Annotated in this window: 23 protein-coding genes and 1 pseudogene; 10 read left to right on the top strand and 14 right to left on the bottom strand. The window is 53.5% G+C overall.

Annotated features, from left to right (window positions below; translation table 11 throughout):
* Positions 1-28: 28 nt before the first annotated feature.
* From pstC to M8014_RS14210, 8 genes and pseudogenes are all read left to right on the top strand, one after another.
* Positions 29-988 (top strand): phosphate ABC transporter permease PstC, encoded by a 960-nt coding sequence (gene pstC, locus M8014_RS14245; RefSeq protein WP_271283069.1) that lies wholly within the window; start codon positions 29-31, stop codon positions 986-988.
* Positions 988-1,878 (top strand): phosphate ABC transporter permease PstA, encoded by an 891-nt coding sequence (pstA, locus tag M8014_RS14240; RefSeq protein ID WP_271283068.1) that lies wholly within the window; start codon positions 988-990, stop codon positions 1,876-1,878. Before pstC ends, pstA begins: the two co-directional genes overlap by 1 nt.
* A gap of 47 nt (positions 1,879-1,925) precedes the next feature.
* Positions 1,926-2,699, top strand: coding sequence for a phosphate ABC transporter ATP-binding protein PstB (gene pstB / locus M8014_RS14235; RefSeq protein ID WP_271283067.1), 774 nt, complete (start codon positions 1,926-1,928; stop codon positions 2,697-2,699).
* 13 nt (positions 2,700-2,712) lie between these two features.
* Positions 2,713-3,438 carry a phosphate signaling complex protein PhoU gene (gene phoU / locus M8014_RS14230; RefSeq protein WP_039032224.1) on the top strand — a complete coding sequence of 242 codons (726 nt, stop codon included), beginning with the start codon at positions 2,713-2,715 and terminating at the stop codon, positions 3,436-3,438.
* A 305-nt stretch (positions 3,439-3,743) separates the two neighbouring features.
* A pseudogene (locus M8014_RS14225) lies at positions 3,744-5,099 on the top strand (PTS transporter subunit EIIC); the annotation flags it as partial.
* Between the two features lie 32 nt (positions 5,100-5,131).
* Entirely contained in the window at positions 5,132-6,667 is a 1,536-nt protein-coding gene (locus tag M8014_RS14220) for a carbohydrate porin (RefSeq protein WP_271283066.1), read from the top strand.
* Positions 6,668-6,696: 29 nt separating this feature from the next.
* Positions 6,697-7,878, top strand: coding sequence for an alpha/beta hydrolase (locus M8014_RS14215; RefSeq protein ID WP_271283065.1), 1,182 nt, complete (start codon positions 6,697-6,699; stop codon positions 7,876-7,878).
* Positions 7,879-7,881: 3 nt separating this feature from the next.
* Positions 7,882-8,607, top strand: a complete 726-nt coding sequence (locus tag M8014_RS14210; protein WP_271283064.1) for a glucosamine-6-phosphate deaminase — start codon at positions 7,882-7,884, stop codon at positions 8,605-8,607.
* A 47-nt stretch (positions 8,608-8,654) separates the two neighbouring features.
* Here the strand turns inward: M8014_RS14210 and yieH are convergent, their stop codons facing one another.
* Entirely contained in the window at positions 8,655-9,320 is a 666-nt protein-coding gene (yieH, locus tag M8014_RS14205) for a 6-phosphogluconate phosphatase (RefSeq protein WP_271283063.1), read from the bottom strand.
* Between the two features lie 168 nt (positions 9,321-9,488).
* On the opposite strand from yieH, the gene adeP reads away from it, so the two are divergent.
* Positions 9,489-10,826: an adenine permease AdeP gene (adeP, locus tag M8014_RS14200; RefSeq protein ID WP_271283062.1), complete on the top strand. Its 1,338-nt coding sequence runs from the start codon at positions 9,489-9,491 to the stop codon at positions 10,824-10,826.
* A gap of 36 nt (positions 10,827-10,862) precedes the next feature.
* On the opposite strand, the gene M8014_RS14195 is transcribed toward adeP, so the two are convergent.
* The 13 genes from M8014_RS14195 to M8014_RS22860 all read right to left on the bottom strand — a co-directional run bounded on the left by M8014_RS14195 (position 10,863) and on the right by M8014_RS22860 (position 22,026).
* Positions 10,863-11,429, bottom strand: coding sequence for an NADPH-dependent FMN reductase (locus tag M8014_RS14195; RefSeq protein WP_271283061.1), 567 nt, complete (start codon positions 11,427-11,429; stop codon positions 10,863-10,865).
* A gap of 35 nt (positions 11,430-11,464) precedes the next feature.
* Positions 11,465-12,211, bottom strand: a complete 747-nt coding sequence (locus M8014_RS14190) for a 4'-phosphopantetheinyl transferase family protein (protein WP_271283060.1) — start codon at positions 12,209-12,211, stop codon at positions 11,465-11,467.
* Positions 12,212-12,354: 143 nt separating this feature from the next.
* Positions 12,355-13,317 carry an HTH-type transcriptional regulator YidZ gene (gene yidZ / locus M8014_RS14185; protein WP_271283059.1) on the bottom strand — a complete coding sequence of 321 codons (963 nt, stop codon included), beginning with the start codon at positions 13,315-13,317 and terminating at the stop codon, positions 12,355-12,357.
* The gene (locus M8014_RS14180; RefSeq protein ID WP_271283058.1) at positions 13,286-14,461 is read right to left on the bottom strand and encodes an MFS transporter; all 1,176 of its coding nucleotides are present in this window, start codon (positions 14,459-14,461) and stop codon (positions 13,286-13,288) included. Before M8014_RS14180 ends, yidZ begins: the two co-directional genes overlap by 32 nt.
* 132 nt (positions 14,462-14,593) lie before the next feature.
* Positions 14,594-15,850, bottom strand: a complete 1,257-nt coding sequence (gene tnaB, locus M8014_RS14175) for a low affinity tryptophan permease TnaB (protein WP_271283057.1) — start codon at positions 15,848-15,850, stop codon at positions 14,594-14,596.
* Between the two features lie 93 nt (positions 15,851-15,943).
* Positions 15,944-17,359, bottom strand: coding sequence for a tryptophanase (gene tnaA / locus M8014_RS14170; RefSeq protein WP_271283056.1), 1,416 nt, complete (start codon positions 17,357-17,359; stop codon positions 15,944-15,946).
* Between the two features lie 226 nt (positions 17,360-17,585).
* Positions 17,586-17,663, bottom strand: a complete 78-nt coding sequence (gene tnaC, locus M8014_RS22865) for a tryptophanase leader peptide (protein WP_418939611.1) — start codon at positions 17,661-17,663, stop codon at positions 17,586-17,588.
* A gap of 230 nt (positions 17,664-17,893) precedes the next feature.
* Entirely contained in the window at positions 17,894-19,258 is a 1,365-nt protein-coding gene (gene mnmE / locus M8014_RS14165; RefSeq protein WP_271283055.1) for a tRNA uridine-5-carboxymethylaminomethyl(34) synthesis GTPase MnmE, read from the bottom strand.
* Positions 19,259-19,332: 74 nt separating this feature from the next.
* Positions 19,333-20,976 (bottom strand): membrane protein insertase YidC, encoded by a 1,644-nt coding sequence (yidC, locus tag M8014_RS14160; protein WP_271283054.1) that lies wholly within the window; start codon positions 20,974-20,976, stop codon positions 19,333-19,335.
* 2 nt (positions 20,977-20,978) lie between these two features.
* Complete coding sequence (yidD, locus tag M8014_RS14155; protein ID WP_271266158.1) at positions 20,979-21,236, bottom strand: membrane protein insertion efficiency factor YidD; 258 nt, start codon at positions 21,234-21,236, stop codon at positions 20,979-20,981.
* Positions 21,200-21,559 carry a ribonuclease P protein component gene (gene rnpA, locus M8014_RS14150; RefSeq protein ID WP_014072458.1) on the bottom strand — a complete coding sequence of 120 codons (360 nt, stop codon included), beginning with the start codon at positions 21,557-21,559 and terminating at the stop codon, positions 21,200-21,202. The genes yidD and rnpA overlap by 37 nt, the downstream gene beginning before the upstream one ends.
* A gap of 16 nt (positions 21,560-21,575) precedes the next feature.
* A complete protein-coding gene (rpmH, locus tag M8014_RS14145; protein ID WP_002220736.1) occupies positions 21,576-21,716 on the bottom strand; it encodes a 50S ribosomal protein L34 in 141 nt (46 codons plus the stop codon).
* Between the two features lie 229 nt (positions 21,717-21,945).
* Complete coding sequence (locus M8014_RS22860) at positions 21,946-22,026, bottom strand: hypothetical protein (protein WP_418939610.1); 81 nt, start codon at positions 22,024-22,026, stop codon at positions 21,946-21,948.
* A 291-nt stretch (positions 22,027-22,317) separates the two neighbouring features.
* Here M8014_RS22860 and dnaA point away from each other — a divergent pair, with 291 nt between their 5' ends.
* Positions 22,318-23,712, top strand: coding sequence for a chromosomal replication initiator protein DnaA (gene dnaA / locus M8014_RS14140; protein ID WP_271283053.1), 1,395 nt, complete (start codon positions 22,318-22,320; stop codon positions 23,710-23,712).
* Positions 23,713-23,714: the final 2 nt, after the last annotated feature.

Below are 23,714 nucleotides of genomic sequence, written 5' to 3'. Positions count from 1 at the left end.
GTAAACGCGATTAACAGAAGAGTAACTTATGGCTGCAACCAAGCCTGCATTTAACCCTCCGGGTAAAAAAGGTGACATGATTTTCAGCGCGCTGGTAAAACTGGCTGCGCTGATTGTGCTATTGCTGCTGGGCGGCATTATCGTGTCCTTGATTTTCTCCTCCTGGCCGAGCATCCAGAAATTTGGTTTCTCCTTCCTGTGGACCAAGGAATGGGATGCCCCGAACGATATCTACGGTGCACTGGTGCCGATTTACGGCACGCTGGTAACCTCGTTTATCGCCCTGCTGATTGCCGTGCCGGTCAGCTTTGGTATCGCCCTGTTCCTGACTGAACTGGCACCGAACTGGCTGAAGCGTCCACTGGGCATCGCCATCGAACTGCTGGCGGCCATCCCGAGTATCGTTTATGGCATGTGGGGCCTGTTTATCTTTGCGCCACTGTTTGCAACTTACTTCCAGGAACCGGTAGGCAACGTCCTGTCGAATATTCCGTTTGTGGGCGCGCTCTTTTCCGGTCCGGCATTCGGTATCGGGATCCTGGCTGCAGGTGTGATCCTGGCCATCATGATTATTCCGTACATTGCGGCGGTAATGCGCGATGTCTTCGAACAAACTCCGGTGATGATGAAAGAGTCGGCCTACGGTATCGGCTGCACCACCTGGGAGGTTATCTGGCGTATCGTCCTGCCGTTTACCCGCAACGGGGTGATTGGCGGCGTGATGCTGGGTCTGGGCCGCGCGCTGGGCGAAACCATGGCGGTCACCTTTATCATCGGCAACACCTACCAGCTCGACAGTGCCTCCCTCTACATGCCGGGTAATAGCATCACCTCGGCGCTGGCTAACGAATTCGCCGAAGCGGAATCGGGCCTGCACGTTGCGGCACTGATGGAACTGGGCTTAATTCTGTTTGTTATCACCTTCATCGTTCTGGCGATCTCTAAAGTGATGATCATGCGCCTGGCCAAAAATGAGGGGGCACGCTAATGGCGACGCTCGAAATGCAAAACACCGCCGAGCTGGCAGAATCTCGCCGCAAAATGCAGGCGAAGCGCCGCTTTAAAAACCGCCTTGCGTTGAGCCTCTCGATGGCAACGATGGCATTTGGCCTGTTCTGGCTTATCTGGATCCTGTTCTCCACGGTGACCCGCGGTATCGACGGTATGTCGCTGGCGCTGTTCACCGAAATGACTCCACCGCCAAATACAGCGGGTGGCGGCCTGGCGAACGCCCTGGCGGGCAGCGGCCTGCTGATCCTGTGGGCGACCGTTTTTGGTACCCCACTGGGTATTATGGCGGGGATTTATCTGGCGGAATATGGCCGCAAGTCGTGGGTCGCAGAAGTGATCCGCTTCATTAACGACATTCTGCTTTCTGCCCCGTCTATCGTGGTCGGTCTGTTTGTTTACACCATCGTGGTGGCGCAGATGGAGCATTTCTCCGGTTGGGCGGGGGTGATTGCGCTGGCGCTGCTGCAGGTACCTATCGTTATCCGTACCACCGAGAACATGCTGAAACTGGTGCCGGATAGCCTGCGTGAAGCAGCCTACGCATTGGGTACGCCGAAGTGGAAGATGATTTCCGCCATCACTCTGAAGGCCTCGGTCTCTGGGATCCTGACAGGTGTGCTGCTGGCCATTGCCCGTATCGCAGGTGAAACGGCCCCGCTGCTCTTTACCGCGCTCTCCAATCAGTTCTGGAGCACGGACATGATGCAGCCGATCGCCAACCTGCCGGTGACCATCTTTAAATTTGCAATGAGCCCGTTTGCCGAATGGCAGTCACTGGCCTGGGCCGGGGTGCTGATTATTACCCTGTGTGTATTGTTACTGAACATTCTGGCGCGCGTTATTTTCGCGAAGAAGAAACACGGTTAATTATTGACGGCGTGGCACTCTGCGGCGCCGGATGAGGAAATGAGTCAATGAGTATGGTTGATACTGCCCCAGGTATTCTTTCGGTTCGTGATTTGAACTTTTACTATGGCAAATTCCATGCCCTGAAAAACATCAACCTGGATATCGCCAAGAACCAGGTGACAGCCTTTATCGGGCCTTCAGGCTGTGGTAAATCCACCCTGCTGCGTACCTTTAACAAAATGTATTCGCTGTATCCTGAGCAGCGCGCCGAAGGCGAAATCCTGCTTGATGGCGATAACATTCTCACCAATACCCAGGATATCGCGCTGCTGCGTGCGAAGGTGGGCATGGTGTTCCAGAAGCCGACGCCATTCCCGATGTCCATTTATGACAATATCGCCTTTGGTGTACGCCTGTTTGAGAAGCTCTCCCGTACTGATATGGATGAGCGCGTGCAGTGGGCCTTGACCAAGGCCGCATTATGGAACGAAACCAAAGATAAACTTCACCAGAGCGGATACTCTCTCTCCGGTGGTCAACAGCAGCGTCTGTGCATTGCGCGTGGCATCGCCATTCGACCGGAAGTGCTGCTGCTGGATGAACCTTGTTCAGCCCTGGATCCCATCTCCACCGGGCGTATCGAAGAGCTGATCACGGAGCTGAAAGCGGATTACACCGTGGTGATCGTGACCCACAACATGCAGCAGGCTGCGCGTTGTTCCGACCACACCGCGTTTATGTACCTGGGCGAGTTGATTGAGTTCAGTAAAACGGACGATCTGTTCACCAAGCCCGCGAAAAAGCAAACGGAAGACTATATTACTGGCCGCTACGGTTGATTTGGAGTTAACCATGGACAACCTCAATCTTAATAAACACATTTCCGGCCAGTTCAACGCAGAGCTGGAAAGCATCCGCACCCAGGTGATGACCATGGGCGGAATGGTAGAGCAGCAGCTTTCTGATGCGATCACCGCGATGCATAACCAGGACAGCGAGCTGGCAAAGCGCGTGGTAGAGGGCGATAAAAACGTCAACATGATGGAAGTCGCCATTGACGAAGCCTGCGTGCGGATCATCGCCAAACGCCAGCCAACGGCGAGCGACCTGCGCCTGGTGATGGCGATCATCAAAACCATCGCCGAGCTGGAACGTATTGGCGACGTGGCGGACAAAATTTGCCGCACCGCGCTGGAGAAATTTTCTCAGCAACACCAGCCGCTGCTGGTGAGCCTGGAATCGCTAGGTCGCCACACCGTGCAGATGCTGCACGATGTGCTGGATGCCTTTGCGCGGATGGATCTGGACGAAGCGGTGCGTATCTACCGTGAGGACAAGAAAGTCGACCAGGAGTATGAAGGCATTGTGCGTCAACTGATGACCTACATGATGGAAGACACTCGTACCATTCCAAGCGTACTGACCGCCCTGTTCTGCGCCCGCTCAATCGAACGTATCGGTGACCGCTGCCAGAACATTTGCGAATACATCTTCTACTTCGTGAAAGGACAGGATTTCCGTCACGTTGGCGGTGATGAGCTGGACAAAATGCTCGCGGGTAAAGATCCGAAAGAGTAATATCATTCATAACGCCAGTTATGCTGGCGTTATATTTATCCTATCAATATATCCCGCGCATGTTGACAATTAATTAAGATATCAGTCACATTTCACTCAGCCCTGCATTGTTTTTAATCTCAGTCTGAAATAAAACATTCCAACGCCAAAAAGTCATTTTATTCAATTTATTCGATGGCGTAACAGCGTTAAATAGTGGATTGCTACCGTAATCATGCGGGCAAAACCTGAAAGAGACGGCCTTCTCAAGAAGAGACGTCTTTTTCAGGTTTTTTTTTGCCTATAACTGTTAAAGGATGAACAAGATGACATTAGCCGGGGAAATAGTGGCTGGGGTTGGCGGGAGAGATAACATCGTGAGCCTGATGCATTGCGCGACGCGCTTACGGTTTAAATTAAAAGAGAGCAGTAAAGCGAACGCTGAAGTATTAAAAAACACACCCGGAATTATTATGGTCGTCGAACACGGCGGTCAATTTCAGGTTGTTATTGGAAACCATGTTCACGATATTTATAACGCCGTAAATGCGATTGTCGGCGAAAAAACGCCCGCGACAGCGGATGCGGAAAAAGGCTCTCTGTTCAATCGCTTTGTGTATGTCATTTCGAGCATTTTTACCCCCCTTATCGGCTTACTGGCGGCGACCGGTATCCTTAAAGGCTGCCTCGCCGTCGCCACGACATTGAACGTGTTAAGCGAGCAGAGCGGAACCTATTTAGTCCTGTTCAGCGCCAGCGATGCACTGTTTTATTTCTTCCCGATAATCCTCGGCTATACCGCCGGAAAGCAGTTTGGCGGCAACCCGTTCGTGACCATGATTATTGGCGGCGCGCTGGTGCATCCGGTGGTGCTAAAGGCACTGGACGAGTCTGGCGGCACCGCATTTGATTTTATGGGCATTCCGCTGACCTTTATCAACTACACCTCTTCGGTTATCCCAATCATTTTTTCCGCCTGGCTGTGCAGTTTGCTGGAGAGAAAGCTCAATGCGTGGCTGCCGTCAGCGGTCAAAACCTTTTTCTCGCCGCTGCTGTGCCTGATGGTGATTACCCCGCTGACCTTTATGGTGGTGGGGCCGGTATCCACCTGGATAAGCGGGCTGATAGCACAAGGTTATCTGTTCATCTATACCGCCGCACCCGGGTTTGCAGGCGCATTGATGGGCGGTCTGTGGCAGGTATTTGTGATGTTCGGTCTGCACTGGGGGCTGGTGCCGCTGTGCATCAACAACTTCACGGTGCTGGGCTACGACACCATGATGCCTCTGCTGGTGCCGGCGATTCTGGCGCAGGTGGGTGCCGCGCTGGCGATCTGCCTGCGTGAACGCGATCGGCAAAAACGCGCGGTGGCAGGATCTGCGGCAGTCACAGGGCTATTTGGTATCACCGAGCCCGCCGTCTACGGCGTCAATTTACCGCGTAAATATCCGTTCGTTATTGCCTGCATCAGCGGCGCAGCAGGCGGCGCCGTTATTGGTTTTGCCCAGACTAAAGTCTATTCCTTTGGGATACCGAGCATCTTCACTTTTATGCAAACGATCCCCTCTACCGGCGTCGATTATACCGTCTGGGCCTGTATTACCGGTGCGGTTATTTCTATCGTCATGGCGTTTGTTATTACCGTTCTGTTTAGTTTTATTTCAGCCAGAAAATCCTCTGCCGTTTTATAACAACCATTAAAGGGAATATTATTATGTTCAGGAGAAACATCCTCACCTCTGTCATTTTAGTGATGACACCTTTTTGCTATGCCGGGTCGCAATCATTAACCGTGGAGCAACGCCTCGCATCTCTCGAGCAAGCATTAAAAGAGACCCAGGGCGAGCTTCAACAATATAAGGATAAAGAGCTCGCCAAAACGCAGGTCGTCAGCCCAGCGAAAAAACCGGATGCGGTGCTGGTGAAAACCGATAACGCTAACGGGGATGTTTATTCTTCCATCACCATGAAAGATTTCAGTAAATTTGTGAAGGATGAAATCGGCTTTAGCTATAACGGCTACTATCGCTCCGGCTGGGGAACGGCCTCGCACGGCTCGCCAAAATCCTGGGCGATCGGCTCATTGGGTCGACTCGGGAATGAGTACTCCGGCTGGTTCGATTTGCAGCTTAAACAGCGGGTCTGGCAGGAGGGCAATAAGCGCGTCGATGCCATTGTGATGCTGGATGGCAACGTCGGCCAGCAGTACTCCACCGGCTGGTTTGGTGATAACGCGGGCGGCGAAAACTATATGCAGTTTTCCGATATGTACGTGACGACGCAGGGCTTCCTGCCGTTTGCCCCGGAAGCGGACTTCTGGGTCGGCAAACACGGCGCGCCAAAAATCGAGATCCAGATGCTGGACTGGAAAACACAGCGTACCGACGCTGCGGCGGGGATCGGGCTGGAAAACTGGAAAGTGGGGCCAGGTAAGATCGATATCGCGCTGGTACGTGAGGATGTTGACGACTACGACCGTGCTCTGCAAAACAAACAGCAAATCAATACCAATACCATCGATCTGCGCTACAAGGAGCTACCGCTGTGGGATAAAGCCACGCTGATGGTTAGCGGGCGCTACGTCGCGGCAAACCAGAGCTCGAGCGAGAAATATAACCAGCAGAACAACGACTATTACCAGTGGAAAGACACCTGGATGGTTGGCACCTCGTTGACGCAAAAATTTGATACCGGCGGCTTCAATGAGTTCTCGGTGCTGTTGGCCAATAACTCCATTGCGAGCAGCTTCTCACGCTATGCGGGCTCCAGTCCGTACACCACCTTTAACGGCAAGTATTACGGCGATCACACCAACGGCACGGCGGTACGTCTGACCTCGCAGGGTGAGATGTACCTTAACGACCGGGTGATTGTCGCCAATGCCCTGGTTTACTCCTTCGGCAATGATGTCTACAGCTATGAAACGGGGGCACATTCCGACTTTGAGTCCATTCGTGCCGTCGTTCGCCCGGCGTATATCTGGGATCAATATAACCAGACCGGCGTAGAGCTGGGGTATTTCAAACAGCAGAACACCGATCTCAGCGGCGAGAAATATGACGAGTCCGGTTACAAAACAACGCTGTTCCACACCTTTAAAGTCAGCACCAGCATGTTGACCTCTCGCCCGGAAATCCGTTTCTACGCGACTTACATTAAAGCAGAAGACACCGAGCTGGATGACTTCACGTTCGAAGATCAGAAAAATGACCAGTTTGCGGTAGGTGCGCAGGCTGAAATCTGGTGGTAACCCGATACATTTTATTAAGGACGATACCCATGAAACGCATTAAAACGCGCTTATCGCTGATTACGCTGTGCTTTTGCATCAGCCAGACCGCTTTCGCGGCAGATCTCCCGGCCGCACCGGATCCCTCCCGGCCACTGAGTCAGTATGTCACGCAGGTGAATGCCGATAAGTCGGTAACCTGGCGCTATTTTGCTCCAGCAGCGAAAAGCGTGTCGGTAGTGGTGGGGATCCCCTCGCCGGAAAATATTCATCCAATGACCAAAGACAGCGCGGGTCTCTGGAGCTGGCAGGGGCCGGCGATGCAGCCCAACCTGTATGAGTATTTCTTCAACGTTGACGGCGTGCGCAGTATTGACACCGGTACGGCGATGACCAAGCCGCAGCGTCAGGTGAATACCAGCATGGTGCTGGTGCCGGGGAGCATTCTGGATGTGAATCCGGTGCCGCACGGGGAGCTGATTACCCTGACCTACCACTCTGCTGCGCTCAAGTCTGAGCGCCAGCTGTTCGTCTGGACGCCGCCTGGCTACCCTGGTCAGGGAAAACCGCTGCCGGTGCTCTATTTCTATCATGGCTTTGGCGATACCGGTCGCTCGGCGATCGATCAGGGGCGTATCGCGCAGATCATGGATAACCTGCTCGCCGACGGAAAAATTGAGCCGATGCTGGTGGTGGTGCCAGACACCGAAACCGATGCAACGGGGATCGTCGCAGAGGAGTTTATTCCCAACGAGCGGCGCAATGTCTTCTACCCGCTGAATGCCCAGGCTGCCGATCGCGAGCTAATGAACGACATCATCCCCCTGATTAGCAAACGCTTTAACGTGCGTGACGACGCGGATGGCCGTGCGCTGGCGGGCCTGTCGCAGGGCGGTTACCAGGCACTGGTCTCCGGGATGAATCACCTTGAGCAGTTCGGCTGGCTGGCCACCTTTAGCGGCGTCACCACCACCACGGTGCCGGATGCCGGCGTCAGTGCGCGGCTGAATGACCCGAAGTCAATTAACAAGCAACTGCGCAATTTCACGGTAGTGGTCGGTGAGAAAGATGTCGTCACCGGTAAAGATATCCTTGGCCTGAAGCAAGAGCTTGAGAAACGCCAGATCCGCTTCGATTATCAGGAATACCCCGGCCTGAATCATGAAATGGACGTCTGGCGCCCGGCTTACGCGGCCTTCGTGCAAAAATTATTTAAATCACCGCGGGAGTAGAAGATGAAGCTAATCGTAACAGAAGACGTTGAGCAGATGAGTCAGCTCGCGGCTCGTCATGTGGTTGAATACATGCTGAAACCGCGTCGGGTGAATCTGGCGATCACCGCAGGTAAAACGCCGAAGCGAATGTACGAGTTGCTTACCGCATCCGTAAAAGGCAAAGACTGGCTGAAGAACGTACATTTTTATAACTTCGACGAAATTCCTTTTCGCGGCAAAACCGGGGATGGCGTGACTATCACCAATTTACGCGGCCTGTTCTTTACCCCGGCCAGCATTAGCGAAGACAACATCCAGAAGCTGACGGTGGATAATTATCACGATCACGATGCGAAGATCGCCCAACAGGGTGGATTGGATCTGGTGGTGATGGGACTCGGTGCAGACGGGCACTTTTGCGGTAATCTGCCCAATACTACCCACTTCCACGATATGACCACCGAAGTGCCGATTGCGGGCGAAATGGTTAATATGGTGGCTCACGGCGAATTGGGCGGCGATTTTTCGCTGGTCCCGGACAGCTACGTAACAATGGGGCCGAAAAGCATCATGGCGGCAAAAAACCTACTGCTAATTGTAAACGGCGAAGGGAAGGCGCAGGCGCTGAAGGGGATGCTCGAAGGGCCGGTAACGGAACAGCTTCCGGCGTCGGTACTACAGCTGCATCCGGCATTAACCATTATTGCGGATAAGGCCGCAGTCTCTGCCCTGACTCAGCCGCACTGACACCCCTCGTACAGCCGTAAAGCGTGTTGCTTTACGGCTGGTCAGGCTTAGCGGGTGATATTCCAGCCGCGTGCTTTCCACAGTGCCGGTAGCTGAGCCAGATCGGTAAAGGTGGTCACCTTCGGATGATTGATCGGCTTATTATGCGGATCGGCGCAGAAGTAAAACACCTCCATCCCCGCATCAATACCCGACTGCGCCCCCGCGCTGGAGTCATCCACGAGGATGCAGTTTTCCGCATTGACGTTCATCGCTTTTGCCGCGTGGAACATCAGTGCTGGATCGGGCTTCCAGCGCTGAATATCGTAGCCGCTGAACAGTTTTTCCGGGAAATGGTGCAGCATCTGCAGCTTGCCCAGGGAGTGGTTCATTTTGCTGACTGGGCCATTCGAGACCACGCACATCGGCACGGCCATCGCGTCCAGCAGCTCGCTGGCACCGGCGATCACCTCCAGTTCTGAGTCGAAGAGGCGTGCGACCTCGGCGCGGTAAACAGGCTCCAGATCCGCTTTCGCGAGACTGACGCCGCGTTCGGCGTTAATGATATCGATGATTTCGTAGAGCTTTACGCCTTTGAAGCGTTTGAACGTCTCTTCGAGATCGAGCGTAATACCAAATTCCTGGAACATGGTGACATACGCCCGGGAACAGATGACCTCACTGTCGACCAGCGTACCGTCGCAGTCGAAAAACACTGCTTCAATCTGAGACATGCCTTTCCCTTTCTTAACAAGTTTAACGTTTACGTAATGCCGAATGGTGGGACGCAATCGTTGCCGTATAAGCAAATTCAATGAAAAAAAATGCGCGCCAACCGCCCCTATTGTCGCATTTTGGTATAGGATAGCGACGAATTTTCCCTCCTTGTTCGGAAATAGATGATGAGTCAACAACACACTACCCAGTCTTCTGGAACGGGTTTGCTTGAGCGCGTGTTTAAACTGCGCGAACACGGCACCACGGCACGCACCGAAGTGATCGCCGGTTTCACCACCTTCCTGACGATGGTCTATATCGTTTTCGTGAACCCGCAAATTCTGGGCGTTGCTGGCATGGATACCAGCGCCGTCTTCGTAACGACGTGTTTGATCGCCGCTTTCGGCAGCATCCTGATGGGTCTGTTCGCTAACCTACCGGTGGCGCTGGCGCCAGCGATGGGCCTGAATGCCTTCTTCGCCTTTGTAGTGGTTCAGGCAATGGGCCTGCCGTGGCAGGTGGGGATGGGCGCAATCTTCTGGGGTGCGGTGGGTCTGCTGATCCTGACCATTTTCCGCGTCCGCTACTGGATGATTGCCAATATCCCGGTCAGCCTGCGCGTAGGTATCACCAGCGGTATCGGCCTGTTCATCGGCATGATGGGGCTGAAAAACGCCGGCGTGATCGTGGCGAATCCGGAAACGCTGGTCAGCATTGGTAACCTGACCTCGCACAGCGTGCTGCTGGGCGTGCTGGGCTTCTTTATCATTGCGATTCTCGCCTCGCGTAACATTCACGCCGCGGTGCTGGTTTCCATCGTGGTCACCACCCTGCTGGGTTGGATGCTGGGCGATGTGAAGTACGGTGGGATCGTCTCTGCGCCCCCGAGCGTCACCACCGTGATTGGCCACGTCGATCTGGCGGGCTCGCTGAATCTGGGTCTGGCGGGCGTAATCTTCTCGTTCATGCTGGTTAACCTGTTTGACTCCTCCGGTACGCTGATCGGCGTCACCGACAAAGCCGGTCTGGCAGATGAGAAAGGGAAATTCCCACGCATGAAGCAGGCGCTGTTTGTGGACAGTATCTCTTCCGTGACCGGGTCCTTTATCGGTACCTCTTCTGTGACTGCGTATATCGAATCCTCTTCCGGGGTATCTGTCGGAGGCCGTACCGGTCTGACCGCGGTGGTTGTAGGCCTGCTGTTCCTGCTGGTGATCTTCCTCTCTCCGCTGGCCGGAATGGTACCGCCATATGCGGCTGCAGGCGCGCTGATCTACGTGGGTGTGCTGATGACATCCAGCCTGTCACGCGTGAAGTGGGATGATCTGACCGAAGCGGTTCCGGCGTTTATTACCGCGGTGATGATGCCGTTCAGCTTCTCAATCACCGAAGGGATTGCGCTGGGCTTTATCTCTTACTGTGTGATGAAGCTGGGCACCGGGCGCTGGCGTGAACTGAGCCCATGCGTGATTGTGGTGGCACTGCTGTTCATTCTGAAGATTGCCTTTATCGACGCGCACTAATGCAAAACCCCTCTCTTATCGAGAGGGGTTTTTTAGTTACGCTTTCACCCGCTGAATATACTTCCCAAATGCGGTCAGCTGACCGGTCAGATGGTCCAGCGTACTCTGATCCACCACTTCACCTGTCTGCGGGTCGACCTTGTTCTGAATCACTCCGCCCATAAATTCCGGCTTGTTCATTACCATCGCATCCAGGAACACCAGGATCTGGCGCAGGTGATACTGGCAGCGCGCGCCACCAATCGCCCCCATTGAACTGGTCTGGATCAGTACCGGTTTACCCGCCAGCGGCTGGTCCGGCAGGCGAGAAAGCCAGTCGATCGCGTTCTTTAAGCCACCCGGTACCGAGTAGTTATATTCCGGGGTGACAATCACCACGCCATCCGCCTGGCGAATCTGGTCTGCCAGCGCGACGACAGACGCCGGGAACCCCTCTTCCTGCTGCACATCGGCGTCATACAGCGGAATATCACCGATCGACGGCAGGGCAGCGATCGCCATTCCCGCGGGTGCCAGCTTCGGCAGCGTGCGGGCAACCATCCCGTTAAATGAATCTTTGCGCAGACTTCCCAGTAACGTAACAACGTTCAGCGTATCAGACATGATTACTCCTTCTTCATCATAATGGCCCTGAAGGGTCAGTTGAGGATAATGGCTTTTTCAATCGGTAAACTGGTTAAGCGCATCAGGCGTGCTTCGGGTTCGTTCGCGCGGGCGGGCACATCCGGCAGACTGTGCCAGCCGAGGCGGCTATCAAACTGCCAGATTTTGAGTCGCTCAATGGCCGGGGTGACGGCAATCGACCAGATTAGCACGTCTTCGGCATCGCTCAGGGCTTCAATTTCGGGGGCTTTGGCGGCGCGCAGGCGACCCGAGCCGGGTAACAGCTGCAGCAGGCTGGCGCAATCACTGGCGTCGCCTGACAGCTTACGGATGCTCTGACGCAGGGTGATCAGCTGGGCTTTGGCTTCGTTGGGATCGTTCTGGTTACGTACCCATAAGTTCTCATTGCTGGAGAGGGGGTAATCATCGTGGGCATGGGAGCCGTGCAGGTTGCGTATTGCGCGCTGGAGTTCCATGTCCAGTCCGCAGTCGCCCTCGGTCGTCAGTACCAGACCCACGATATTTCCGGCGTAGGCAATAGAAAAACGCGGCAGATCCGGATCAGCAAAAACAGGACGCCCTTCCGGCTGGGTGATCACTTCCGGCAGCTCGCCGGTACCATACAACATAAACAGCAGTTCGGCGAGCAACGCCCGGGAGGCGAGGAACCGCGTACGACGATGTTCGGGGAGTTTTCGCGCGTCGTTATGACAGCATGACGAGAGTCGGGATGAAACCAGCTGCCCCTCAGTCAGAGTCCCTCTTGCAAAATGCGTAGCCATTTTTCGCTCCATGATAATGGTCAGTGGTGATGTTAAACGCTTACATCATTATCGCTTAACTTTCCGTCTGTTTTAATGGCTAAATGAGGCGAAGAGACGTTCTGAGGCAGAACTTTACATTTTATTAGTCAAAAATACGCTTGCTAACGCAGTGGTGAACCATACAGCGCCTTAATGGTTTCCCGTAGCCAGAGGATTTTCGGATTGAGGCTGTTACGCTTATGCCAGATCAGGGTGAAGGGCACGGTGAGCTTCTCGGCCTGCGCGTCATCGAAGGGGATCGGTAGGGCAATCAGCTTGCGCTGGTGGAGCTGATTATAGTGATGGCAGTACTGTGGTGCGGTGGCAATGTAGTTATGGCCCGGCTGCGCGGCCATAAACATCGACTGCTCGAAACCCGGCAAACTCATGGCGATATTGCGCTCGCGGCCCATCTCTCTTAACACTTCATCCAGCGCCCAGGTGTCGCTACGCTCCCAGAAAATACTGATATGCGGGTAGCGCAGGAATGTTTCCAGATTCCACTCATCCTGCAGCGCGGGGTGATCCTCGCGCAGATAGACGCAGGGACGGTCGCTGAACAGAATTTCATAGTCGATAAACCACGGCATCAGCTTGAGCAGTTCGCGGGAGCGCGGATGCGTTTCCCGCCCGGTAAAGCCGAGATCGACCTCTCCGCGCGTAATGGCGTCCAGTGAATCGTAATCCCAGTGGCGCATTTTGACCGTGGCCTGCGGATAGCGCTGATTAATCTGTTCCAGCAATGTGTTAAAGCGGATCAGCATCAGCGGGGTCTCTGCCGCCAGCTCGAACGTCAGGCCGCCGGGGGAGTCATGATGGAATTTGTCAAGGATCTGGTTACCAATCTGCATCCAGTCGGCAAGATCCTGCTCCAGACTCACCGTCAGCGGTGTCGGGAGCAGCCCCAGCGGGGTTTTGACGAACAGCGGATCGTCAAACCAGTCGCGCAGCTTAGCCAGCGATTTACTCACCGCTGAGGGGGTGACGTTCATCCGTTTTGCGGCTTTGGTGACGCTGCGCTCCTGCAGCAAAAGCTGCAGGCATAACAAAAGATTAAGATCGAGACTGCTGATGGGTTTCTTCATAGTGCGCTGCGGGCCGGATAACCAAAAGTAAGGTAATGCACAGCATGCTACAGCCAATCAGCACCCCGATCAGCATATTCAGGGCATTGAGCCCGATTATTGCCGCCAGCCAAATCCACAGCGAAGAGCCGCATACCTGGGCGATACCCAACACCGAGCTTGCCACCCCCGCGCGCAGGGCAAAGGGGCCCAGCGCCTGGCTCATCGCAACGCCAAAGCCCACGGAGAAACCTGCGCAAATCAGGGTAATCCCCGCCAGCATAAGGGCATGGGAACTGGCGGTCGCCAGAATCACCCCTGCCGCCAGGAACAGCACCTGAGAAGTCAGCATCAGCGTGCGCTGGCTAAAGATATTCAGGGCAAACGGCGTCGAGAACGACACCGCCATACTGACCATCGCCGTTAAGGCCATCACCGTGGAATATTCCCCGCGATCAAAGCCCATCACCTCCATCAGCAGCACCGGGGAAACGTTTACATAGGTCAGGATCACCGCCACGCTTAGCGTGGTCACCAGTAGCCGGCTGATAAAGAAGCGGTTCAGGAGTTTTTCGTCCGGCGGCCGCGTGGCGCTATGGCCCGCATTCTGCGAACCCGGGTGGGTCTCTTTCAGTACCGTAATCGACAGGATAAACACCAGCGCACCCATCGCCGCCATCGTCCAGAACAGGCTCTGCCACGGTAGCTTAAGCATAATCAGATAGCCCACCACCGGCGCCAGCACTGGGATAATGCAGGTGATGCCGTTCAGCATAGAGAGCACTTTGGCGCGGCGCTGGGCGCTTAAGGTATCGCGTAAAATCGCAAAGGCCACCACGTAGCAGCCGCCTGCGCCAATACCCTGAATAAAGCGCCCGGTGAGGAACAGGGGGCTGTCCTGTGCCATTGAGCACAGCACGGAGGCGAGGGTAAAAATGACCGCCCCGGTGATGGCGACAGGCTGCCGACCCGCTTTATCGGCAATCTTCCCGGCAAACACCATCGATGATGCCATCCCGGCGAGGTAGGCCGAAAACGCAATATGCAGCTGTGCTTCGCTGGCGCCCAGATCCCGGGCGATGTGCGGAAGCCCCACCAGATACATATCAATCCCTGATGGATACAGCAGCACCAGCGCAAAACTACAAAACAGAAAACGAGCCATAAATCCCCCATAGATGCAGGCAAGCAGCATAGGGGGATAACGGGGGTGTGGCGAGTTGCCATTTGGACAATGGTGATTTCCTGCCAGGAAAGCCATCTCAGGGTGAGATGGCTGGCAGAGTTTTAGTCAGATTCAGCCAAAGCGCGGTAAGAAATTAAAGGTACTGCCGAACCAGCAGAAAATGACCACGACACCGAACAGGATCACGATCGACGGGATAACCTTGCCGCCCCAGACGGTGAACATCTTGTTCGGGAATTTTTGTCTCGCTTTCAATGCGAGAAAGGCGGGGACAATGACGGCCCATACTGTTGCACACAGCCCTGCGCCACCAATTCCATAGATAAAACCATTGGGGAAAATTAAGTAGAGGATGGCGGGTGGCAGGAAAGTCAGCAGGATTGTTTTCAGGCGACCAGACGGTGAATTATCGAGTTTGAAGAGGTCAGCAAGATAGTCGAACAAACCTAATGTCACGCCAAAAAATGAGCTGGCCACGGCTAAATTTGAGAACACCAGCAAGCAAAATTCGATCACCCCATGTTGCCGGGTACCGAGGAAGGATTTCACTAATGAATCGACATTCCCCCCGGAGGAGATGATCTCATTGAAGCTATCGCGGGAGATGTTGCCCATCGTGCAATACAACCAGAACAGATAGATAACCAGGGCCAGCAGCGAGCCGAGAACAATGCTTTTTATCAGTTTGTCTTTGCGCTTGCCGTAGCAAATGATCAGGCTTGGAATGTTGCCATGAAAGCCAAACGATGCCAGACATACCGGCAGTGCCATAAAGATATATGGGAAATAGGTCGTGTTGCTGCTCGCACTAACGTTGAGGTCTCTTAATATTGAATAATCAACCTGGAAGAAGAATGATCCAAAAACAACGATAAAGGAAATAATCTTAATACCTAAAAAGAGCGAGGTAATTCTGCTGGCGGCTAATGAACTAAACCACAATACGGCTGCAACAAAGATTGCCGTACATATCCCCACGATACGGGGATTAACATGCGTCCCCTGATTCATCGCAATGGTTTCGCTGATGATTGCGCCGTTGGCGGAGATATAAGCGTAAGTCAGTATATAGAGAACAAATGCAACCGTAATGCCACTGACAACATTCCATTTATTGCCGAGCAGATCTTTTGTGATGGTATTGAAACTTGAACCGACTGGATAATTAAGATTCGCTTCTAATAATAACAAACCCGAGTGAAGCATTGAGAACCAGGCTATTATTAAAATAAACGCCCCCCAAAAAAACCATGCCCCTGCCAGATCCACGGGTAAAGCAAACATTCCCCCGCCAATAACGGTACCTGCTATCACCATAACACCCCAGACAGCGGAGTGCTTAGTCTCTAACTCTAACGTGTTTTCCATAGTGCCCCCATCAATTATGGTAAGCTTGATGTTGTTAATTTATTTAATTATGTGCGGGTGGCAAACGGACGTTCGCCACCCAATGACAGCAGGTTAAACTTCTTTGAGTTTGGCAGTGAAGTGACGTAATACTTTCGGTTCGTAGGTGAATGTCAGCCCTTTAATATTCATTGCATTTTCTTTGACATGCTCAAAGGCTTCGACAATAAAGTCCATATGTGATTGCGTGTAGGTTGCACGCGGAATCGTTAAACGCAATAATTCAGCCGGGCAGGGTAGCTGCTGACCTGTTTTCGGATCGCGGCCTAATAAAAACGAACCGATTTCAACTGCCCGAATACCTGCCACTTTATATAATTCACAAGCCAGCGCCTGAGCCGGGAACTGCTCTGCAGGAATATGCGACAGTAACTTTCCGGCATCCACAAACGCGGCATGGCCACCCGCTTGCTGACAAATTACGCCAATGGATTCCAGTCCGTCGACCAGGTACTGAACCTGATTCGTACGGTATGCCAGCCAGTCCTGATTCATACCGTCATGGAGACCAACCGCAAGGCGTTCCATCGCACCACCTTCAAGGCCACCGTAAGTCGGGAAGCCCTCCTGGACGACGCAAAGGGTTCTGCATTCGGTGTAAACGTCGAAATAGCGGTCATCTTTAATGCACAGCAAGCCGCCCATGGGAACCATCGCGTCTTTTTTCGCTGACATGGCGAGCATATCCGCGTATTTGTAGGTTTCGCGGGTAATTTCTTCAATGCTCCAGTCTCTATATTCCGCTTCGCGCTTCTGAATAAAATAGGCGTTTTCGGCGAAGCGCGCGGAATCCATTACCACTGGGATATCATATTTTTTAGCGATCGCGTAAACCGCCTTCAGGTTGGCCAGCGAAACAGGTTGCCCCCCGGCAGAGTTACTGGTGATCGTGGCAACAATATAAGGTACGTTGCTCGCGCCCACTTCCTCAATGCCGCGTTCTAACCCTTGCAGGTCAAAGTTACCTTTGAAGTCATAGCGGATGCCGGTATCAAACGCTTCCTTAATATAAACGTTGCGCACGGTGCAGCCATTTATTTGGCTGTGTCCCTGCGTGGTATCAAAGAAGTAGTTAGAGAAGGCGACCATTTTAGTCCGGTCTAATCCTTTTTCCTGTTCACGTTTTTTGATTAAGACAGGAATATAAATTTGTTCAGCGCCGCGGCCCTGATGGGTAGGGATAGTATATTGATAACCAAAAATAGTATTTACCGCTTCGGACAATGCGTAGTAACTCCGGCTCCCGCTATAGGCTTCGTCGCCGCGCAGCATTGCGGCCTGCATATTTTGGGTCACGGCCCCGGTACCGCTGTCGGTAAGTAAATCAATAAACACATCTTCGCTATCAAGCAGGAACGGGTTCATACCCGATTTGATGATAGCTTTTTCACGGTGCTCTCTGGTGGTGCGTTTAACCGGCTCAATGACTCTGATGCGAAATGGTTCTGGTAAATGTTTGAAGTTTTCCATTATAGCGTCCTTTTTTTTCGCAGCGGTGCTGATGGTTATTATTGATAACCATTAATACAGGTAAGAGTATGCCGGCCATTACTCATCTCAGCCGAGGGGATAATCCTCAAAGACTGATAGATGCAAAGGCACGATCGCAGCTTTATAAGCGCAATAATTAAGGCATACCCATCAAATAGATGTGTAATCTATTCAGGTTGCATAGAGAATCAGAGGCGAAGGGAGATTATGGGTGGTGATTGACAATTTTATTGTCAACATTAAACCACTTAGACGTGATGTATGTATTTAAGGTAATCGGCATTGATTTATCCTCATTAGACACGCATATACATTATTCTAATGAGATTGTTTGTCTATCTGCCGATATATTAATTGTGATTGTAATCACAGTTAATATAATAATCGGGATTGCTATTTATTTTAGTAATATAGAATAGATAGTCACATACGTTATTATTTTTTCTAACCGGCAAAAAAAAGCCGCAATAACAGGGTGGTTATGCGGCTTTTTCTCAGATGACTGAAGCGCAGTTACTTACCAATACAGAAGCTGGAGAAAATCCGCCCCAGCAGATCGTCCGAGGTAAACTCACCGGTAATCTCGCTTAACGCCTGCTGCGCCAGACGCAGCTCTTCCGCCAGCAGTTCACCCGCCCAGGCACCCAGCAGTTGGGCTTTGCCCTGCTCCAGGTGCTCGGCAGCAGCGGACAGCGCCTGCAGATGACGACGGCGGGCAAGGAAACCGCCCTCCATGCTGGTATCAAAGCCCATGCTCTGTTTCAGATGGCTGCGCAGCGCGTCCACGCCTTCGCCGGTGCGTGCCGACAGACGGATCAGTGAGTGACCGTTCACCTCGCTGAGGCCCGGTGCTTCATCGGTGACGTCCGCTTTGTTACGCACCACGGTGATCGGTAGGTTAGCAGGCAAGCGGGCGATAAAGTCCGGCCAGATCTCCGCCGGGTCAAGCGCCGCAGTGGTGGTGCCATCAACCATAAACAGTACACGGTCGGCCTGCTCGATCTCCTGCCAGGCGCGTTCGATACCGATCCGCTCCACTTCGTCGCTGGCATCGCGTAAACCGGCGGTGTCGATGATATGCAGCGGCATACCGTCGATATGAATGTGTTCACGCAGCACGTCGCGGGTGGTACCGGCAATGTCGGTAACAATCGCCGCTTCGCGACCCGCAAGGGCGTTAAGCAGGCTCGATTTTCCGGCGTTCGGACGCCCGGCAATCACTACCTTCATCCCTTCGCGCAGCAGGCTGCCCTGACGCGCCTCAGCACGTACCGCATCCAGATCGGCCATAACGCCGTTCAGCTGAGCTTCGATTTTGCCATCAGACAGGAAGTCGATCTCTTCATCCGGGAAATCAATCGCGGCTTCCACGTAGATGCGCAGGTGAGTGAGCGCTTCCACAAGATGGTTTACGCGGACGGAAAAAGCGCCCTGCAGCGAATTGAGCGCCGAACGCGCGGCCTGCTCGGAGCTGGCGTCAATCAGATCGGCAATCGCTTCGGCCTGGGCCAGGTCCAGCTTGTCGTTCAGGAAGGCCCGTTCGGAGAACTCGCCCGGTCTGGCAATGCGCAGGCCGGGCAGGGTCAGAATACGTTTTAACAGCAGATCGAGGATCACCGGGCCGCCGTGGCCCTGCAGTTCGAGCACGTCTTCACCGGTAAAGGAGTTTGGCCCCGGGAACCACAGCGCAATGCCCTGATCCAGCGCGGTACCGTCGTTATCTTTAAACGGCAGGTAGTCGGCGTAGCGGGGTTTTGGCAGCTTACCCAGCACCGCTTCGGCGACTTCGCGCGCCTTCAGGCCAGAGATGCGCAGAATGCCCACACCACCGCGTCCCGGTGGGGTTGCCTGGGCGACGATCGTGTCGTTATGGCTCATGGTTTGTCTCATCAAATGGCAATAAAAAAAGGCGGTCTGATGACCGCCTTTATTTTAGCTACAGCCTAACCGAATCAGGAATTTTTCTTTTCGCGGCTATGCAGGCCACGTTTTTCCAGACCACGGTAGATCAGCTGCTGCTGCAGAATGGTTACCAGGTTGCTGACGATATAGTACAGCACCAGACCTGACGGGAACCACAGGAAGAACACGGTGAAGATGACCGGCATAAAGGTCATGATCTTCTGCTGCATCGGGTCGGTCACAGTGGTAGGCGACATCTTCTGAATGAAGAACATCGTGATACCCATCAGGATCGGCAGGATGTAGTACGGGTCCTGTGCAGACAGGTCATGGATCCACAGGGCGAACGGCGCGTGGCGCAGTTCAACGGAACCCATCAGCATGTAGTACAGCGCAAGGAAGATTGGCATCTGAATCAGCAGCGGGAAGCAACCACCCAGTGGGTTCACTTTCTCTGCTTTATACAGGGCCATCATCTCCTGGCTCTGACGCTGCTTATCATCGCCCAGACGCTCACGCATCGCCGCAATTTTCGGCTGCAGCATACGCATCTTCGCCATGGAGGTGTACTGCGCTTTGGTCAGCGGGTACATGATGCCACGAACGATAAAGGTAATAACGATGATCGAGAAGCCCCAGTTACCCAGGAAGCTGTGGATCCACTTCAGCAGTTTGAACAGCGGCTGAGAGATGAACCACAACCAACCGTAATCTACGGTCAGATCCAGGTGCGGCGCCACTGCAGCCATTTTGTCCTGGATTTCCGGGCCCACCCACAGGGTGCTGCCAAGCGTACCGGTTTGACCCGGCTGAACCAGAACCGGCTCAGACTTATAGCCGATAGCGGCAATGCCGTTGCCCAGGTTAGCGGTGTAGAAGTTGTTGGAGCCCGCGTTATTCGGTACCCATGCTGTCGCGAAATACTGTTGCAGCATCGCCACCCAACCGCCTTTCGAGCTGACGTTCAGGTTTTCGTTTTCGGCGATGGTGTCGAATTTGTATTTCTCGTACTTGGTATCTGGCGTGGAGTATGCTGCGCCACGGAAGGTATGCAACGCGAAGTTGTTGCTTCCGGTGTCACGGTGCGTCGGCAGATTGATGGTTTGCTTCAGCTGGCCAAAGGTGGAGACTTCCAGTGGTTTCGCACCGGTGTTCTGCACGTTGTAGCCCACGCTCACCGCATATTCACCGCGTTTCAGGGTGAAGGTTTTGGTGAAGGTGTTGCCAGCAGCATCAGTGTAAGTCATCGGAATCGCGAGTTCGTTCTGGCCATCCGCCAGTACAAACGCATCTTTATCGACGTTATACAGCGGACGCGCGCCATTAGCCGGGTTATCCGGGCCATCACGACCGGTCAGGCCACTCTGTGCCTGGTAGATAAACTGCGGCGTGGTTTCCAGTAACTGGAAAGGCTCAGTAGAGGCGAGCTCTTTCGGGTAAGTTACCAGCTGCGCCTGCTCAACATCACCACCACGGGTGTTGATAGTCAGTTCAAGCACATCGGTCTTAACCGTAATCAGTTTACCCTGGCCACTGGACGGTACGCCCTGGTCGGCGGCGCTACCCGCTGCGGTGGTCGTTGTCTGCGTGATCTGCTGCTGAGGTTGAGGATTTTTATCCTGCTCCCAAGCCTGGAAGATCATGAAAGACACGAACAGCAAAGCGATGATAAGAAGATTGCGTTGCGAATCCATCGTTAGTGTTCTCTGGTATCAAAAGGTCCTGGGGGGACGGGGTCGTCTCCACCGGGATGTAAAGGGTGGCATTTTAATACGCGTTTCACCGTCAACCAACTGCCTTTTATCACTCCAAACCTGCGCAATGCCTCAATTCCGTAGCTTGAACAGGTTGGAGTGAAACGGCAGTGCGGCCCAAGCAGCGGACTGATCAGGCGTTGATAGACCCGGATAAGGGCTATCAGGAACCGTGAGCCAGGCGACAATGGCGACGCCATAGCTTTTCCAACGCTTCCGAGAGAGCACGATTATCGAGGTCAGCAACCCCTTTTTTCGCCACCACCACGAAATCCATAGACGGGAGTTCATGTTGACGTAAGCGGAAGCTTTCACGCGTCAGACGTTTAATCCGATTGCGTTCATGCGCACGCTTAACATTTTTCTTGGCGACTGTAAGACCGATGCGGGGATGCCCCAGCGAATTCTGGCGGCCGAGGATGGTGATTTGCGGCGTGCCAGCCCGTTGTGGCTGCTGGAAGACGAAAGTGAAATGAGTGGGAGTTAACAAACGTAACTCCCTGGGAAATGCTAGCTTAACCACTCAGGGGTTAGCTTAATTACTTGGAAACGGTCAGACGTGAACGGCTTTTAGCACGACGACGTGCCAGAACCTGACGACCATTTTTAGTAGCCATACGAGCACGGAAGCCGTGAGAACGGTTGCGCTTCAGTACAGACGGTTGAAAAGTGCGTTTCATGGCGATTTCTACCTAAACTTGAATAAATTCAATGGCTTTTTGAGGAGTCCGAACGGATAACGAACGATGGACACCGAAGCCATGGGTGATTAAAGAGGCCGGATTGTAATAATTGTACACTCCGGAGTCAATTCTCTTTCCTTATTTCCTGCGTCTTTCCGCACCTTTTCGCGCGTAAAATAAGCAGCGCCAGACACAGGAATTCGACTCCCGCGCGCCGGGTGGAGGATTATACGGGCTCCAGATCAAAGCGCAAGGATCGTCCCGGATCTTCGTTAGATCTTTTAAGCAAAAAAGCGTCGTTACTCATTAATTTTTCCACTATACGGCCTAAATCGTGGGGGCCTTCCATCAGGATCGATTACACTTATCCGGTTTCGGATCCTCCTGTGGATAAATAGGGAAGAAACTGTGAGAAACACAAGATCTCTGGCTCAGTTTAGGCTATGATCCGCGGTCCCGATCGCGATCCAGGATCCTGAACGGGTAAAAACCGCCGAGAGCGGTTCGCACGTCACCCTTAAACGCCGGGTCTTTTCGACGTGTGTCTACAATCATGACTATTCAATAGCTTTCTTTTTATGTTCGAGTGGAGTCCGCCGTGTCACTTTCGCTTTGGCAGCAATGTCTTGCCCGATTGCAGGATGAGTTACCAGCCACAGAATTCAGTATGTGGATCCGCCCGTTGCAGGCGGAACTGAGCGATAACACGCTGGCTTTGTATGCGCCAAACCGTTTTGTGCTCGATTGGGTCAGGGACAAATACCTCAATAACATCAATGGACTACTAAACGAATTTTGCGGTACCGATGCCCCACAGTTGCGTTTCGAAGTGGGTACCAGACCGGTCACCCAAACCCTGAAAGCGACCGTTGCCGCTGCGCCTGCCCATACTGCGCAGATTCAGATGCCGCGCGTAGCACCTGCCCCGCGCTCTGGCTGGGACAACGTTCCGGCCCCTGCGGAGCCAACTTATCGCTCCAACGTTAATCTCAAACACACGTTCGATAACTTCGTCGAAGGTAAGTCAAACCAGCTGGCGCGCGCGGCGGCCCGTCAGGTGGCCGATAACCCCGGCGGCGCGTATAACCCGCTGTTCCTGTATGGCGGCACCGGTCTGGGTAAAACGCACCTGCTGCATGCGGTAGGTAACGGCATCATTGCGCGTAAGCCCAATGCGAAAGTGGTGTATATGCACTCCGAACGTTTTGTGCAGGACATGGTAAAAGCCCTGCAAAATAACGCGATCGAAGAGTTTAAACGCTACTACCGTTCCGTTGATGCGCTGCTGATCGATGACATTCAGTTCTTTGCTAATAAAGAACGATCTCAGGAAGAGTTTTTCCACACCTTCAATGCCCTGCTGGAAGGCAATCAGCAGATCATTTTGACCTCGGATCGTTATCCAAAAGAGATCAACGGGGTTGAGGATCGCCTGAAATCACGCTTCGGTTGGGGCTTAACGGTGGCGATCGAGCCGCCGGAGCTGGAAACCCGCGTGGCGATCCTGATGAAAAAGGCCGACGAGAACGACATTCGTCTGCCGGGCGAAGTAGCGTTCTTTATCGCCAAGCGTTTGCGCTCTAACGTGCGCGAGCTGGAAGGCGCGCTGAACCGTGTGATCGCAAACGCCAATTTTACCGGCCGGGCGATCACCATCGATTTCGTGCGTGAAGCGCTGCGCGATCTGCTGGCGCTGCAGGAAAAGCTGGTCACCATCGACAATATTCAGAAGACGGTGGCGGAGTACTACAAAATTAAAGTGGCGGATTTGCTGTCTAAACGTCGTTCCCGCTCGGTTGCGAGACCGCGTCAGATGGCGATGGCGCTGGCAAAGGAATTAACCAACCACAGTCTGCCGGAAATCGGCGATGCGTTTGGTGGCCGTGACCACACTACCGTGCTGCACGCCTGTCGTAAGATCGAGCAGCTGCGCGAAGAAAGCCACGACATTAAAGAAGACTTCTCCAATTTAATCAGAACACTATCATCGTGATG

Source organism: Silvania hatchlandensis (assembly GCF_025564065.1).
Classification (GTDB): domain Bacteria; phylum Pseudomonadota; class Gammaproteobacteria; order Enterobacterales; family Enterobacteriaceae; genus Enterobacter; species Enterobacter hatchlandensis.
The sequence above is the reverse complement of the archived record's forward strand: the minus strand, read 5'-3'. Positions and strand labels throughout refer to the sequence as shown.

Coding starts and splice junctions, on each gene's coding strand:
- pstC (WP_271283069.1), top strand. CDS start 29: ATGGCTGCAACCAAGCCTGCATTTAACCCTCCGGGTAAAAAAGGTGAC.
- pstA (WP_271283068.1), top strand. CDS start 988: ATGGCGACGCTCGAAATGCAAAACACCGCCGAGCTGGCAGAATCTCGC.
- pstB (WP_271283067.1), top strand. CDS start 1,926: ATGAGTATGGTTGATACTGCCCCAGGTATTCTTTCGGTTCGTGATTTG.
- phoU (WP_039032224.1), top strand. CDS start 2,713: ATGGACAACCTCAATCTTAATAAACACATTTCCGGCCAGTTCAACGCA.
- M8014_RS14220 (WP_271283066.1), top strand. CDS start 5,132: ATGTTCAGGAGAAACATCCTCACCTCTGTCATTTTAGTGATGACACCT.
- M8014_RS14215 (WP_271283065.1), top strand. CDS start 6,697: ATGAAACGCATTAAAACGCGCTTATCGCTGATTACGCTGTGCTTTTGC.
- M8014_RS14210 (WP_271283064.1), top strand. CDS start 7,882: ATGAAGCTAATCGTAACAGAAGACGTTGAGCAGATGAGTCAGCTCGCG.
- yieH (WP_271283063.1), bottom strand. CDS start 9,320: ATGTCTCAGATTGAAGCAGTGTTTTTCGACTGCGACGGTACGCTGGTC.
- adeP (WP_271283062.1), top strand. CDS start 9,489: ATGAGTCAACAACACACTACCCAGTCTTCTGGAACGGGTTTGCTTGAG.
- M8014_RS14195 (WP_271283061.1), bottom strand. CDS start 11,429: ATGTCTGATACGCTGAACGTTGTTACGTTACTGGGAAGTCTGCGCAAA.
- M8014_RS14190 (WP_271283060.1), bottom strand. CDS start 12,211: ATGGCTACGCATTTTGCAAGAGGGACTCTGACTGAGGGGCAGCTGGTT.
- yidZ (WP_271283059.1), bottom strand. CDS start 13,317: ATGAAGAAACCCATCAGCAGTCTCGATCTTAATCTTTTGTTATGCCTG.
- M8014_RS14180 (WP_271283058.1), bottom strand. CDS start 14,461: ATGGCTCGTTTTCTGTTTTGTAGTTTTGCGCTGGTGCTGCTGTATCCA.
- tnaB (WP_271283057.1), bottom strand. CDS start 15,850: ATGGAAAACACGTTAGAGTTAGAGACTAAGCACTCCGCTGTCTGGGGT.
- tnaA (WP_271283056.1), bottom strand. CDS start 17,359: ATGGAAAACTTCAAACATTTACCAGAACCATTTCGCATCAGAGTCATT.
- tnaC (WP_418939611.1), bottom strand. CDS start 17,663: ATGCCGATTACCTTAAATACATACATCACGTCTAAGTGGTTTAATGTT.
- mnmE (WP_271283055.1), bottom strand. CDS start 19,258: ATGAGCCATAACGACACGATCGTCGCCCAGGCAACCCCACCGGGACGC.
- yidC (WP_271283054.1), bottom strand. CDS start 20,976: ATGGATTCGCAACGCAATCTTCTTATCATCGCTTTGCTGTTCGTGTCT.
- yidD (WP_271266158.1), bottom strand. CDS start 21,236: ATGGCGTCGCCATTGTCGCCTGGCTCACGGTTCCTGATAGCCCTTATC.
- rpmH (WP_002220736.1), bottom strand. CDS start 21,716: ATGAAACGCACTTTTCAACCGTCTGTACTGAAGCGCAACCGTTCTCAC.
- M8014_RS22860 (WP_418939610.1), bottom strand. CDS start 22,026: ATGAGTAACGACGCTTTTTTGCTTAAAAGATCTAACGAAGATCCGGGA.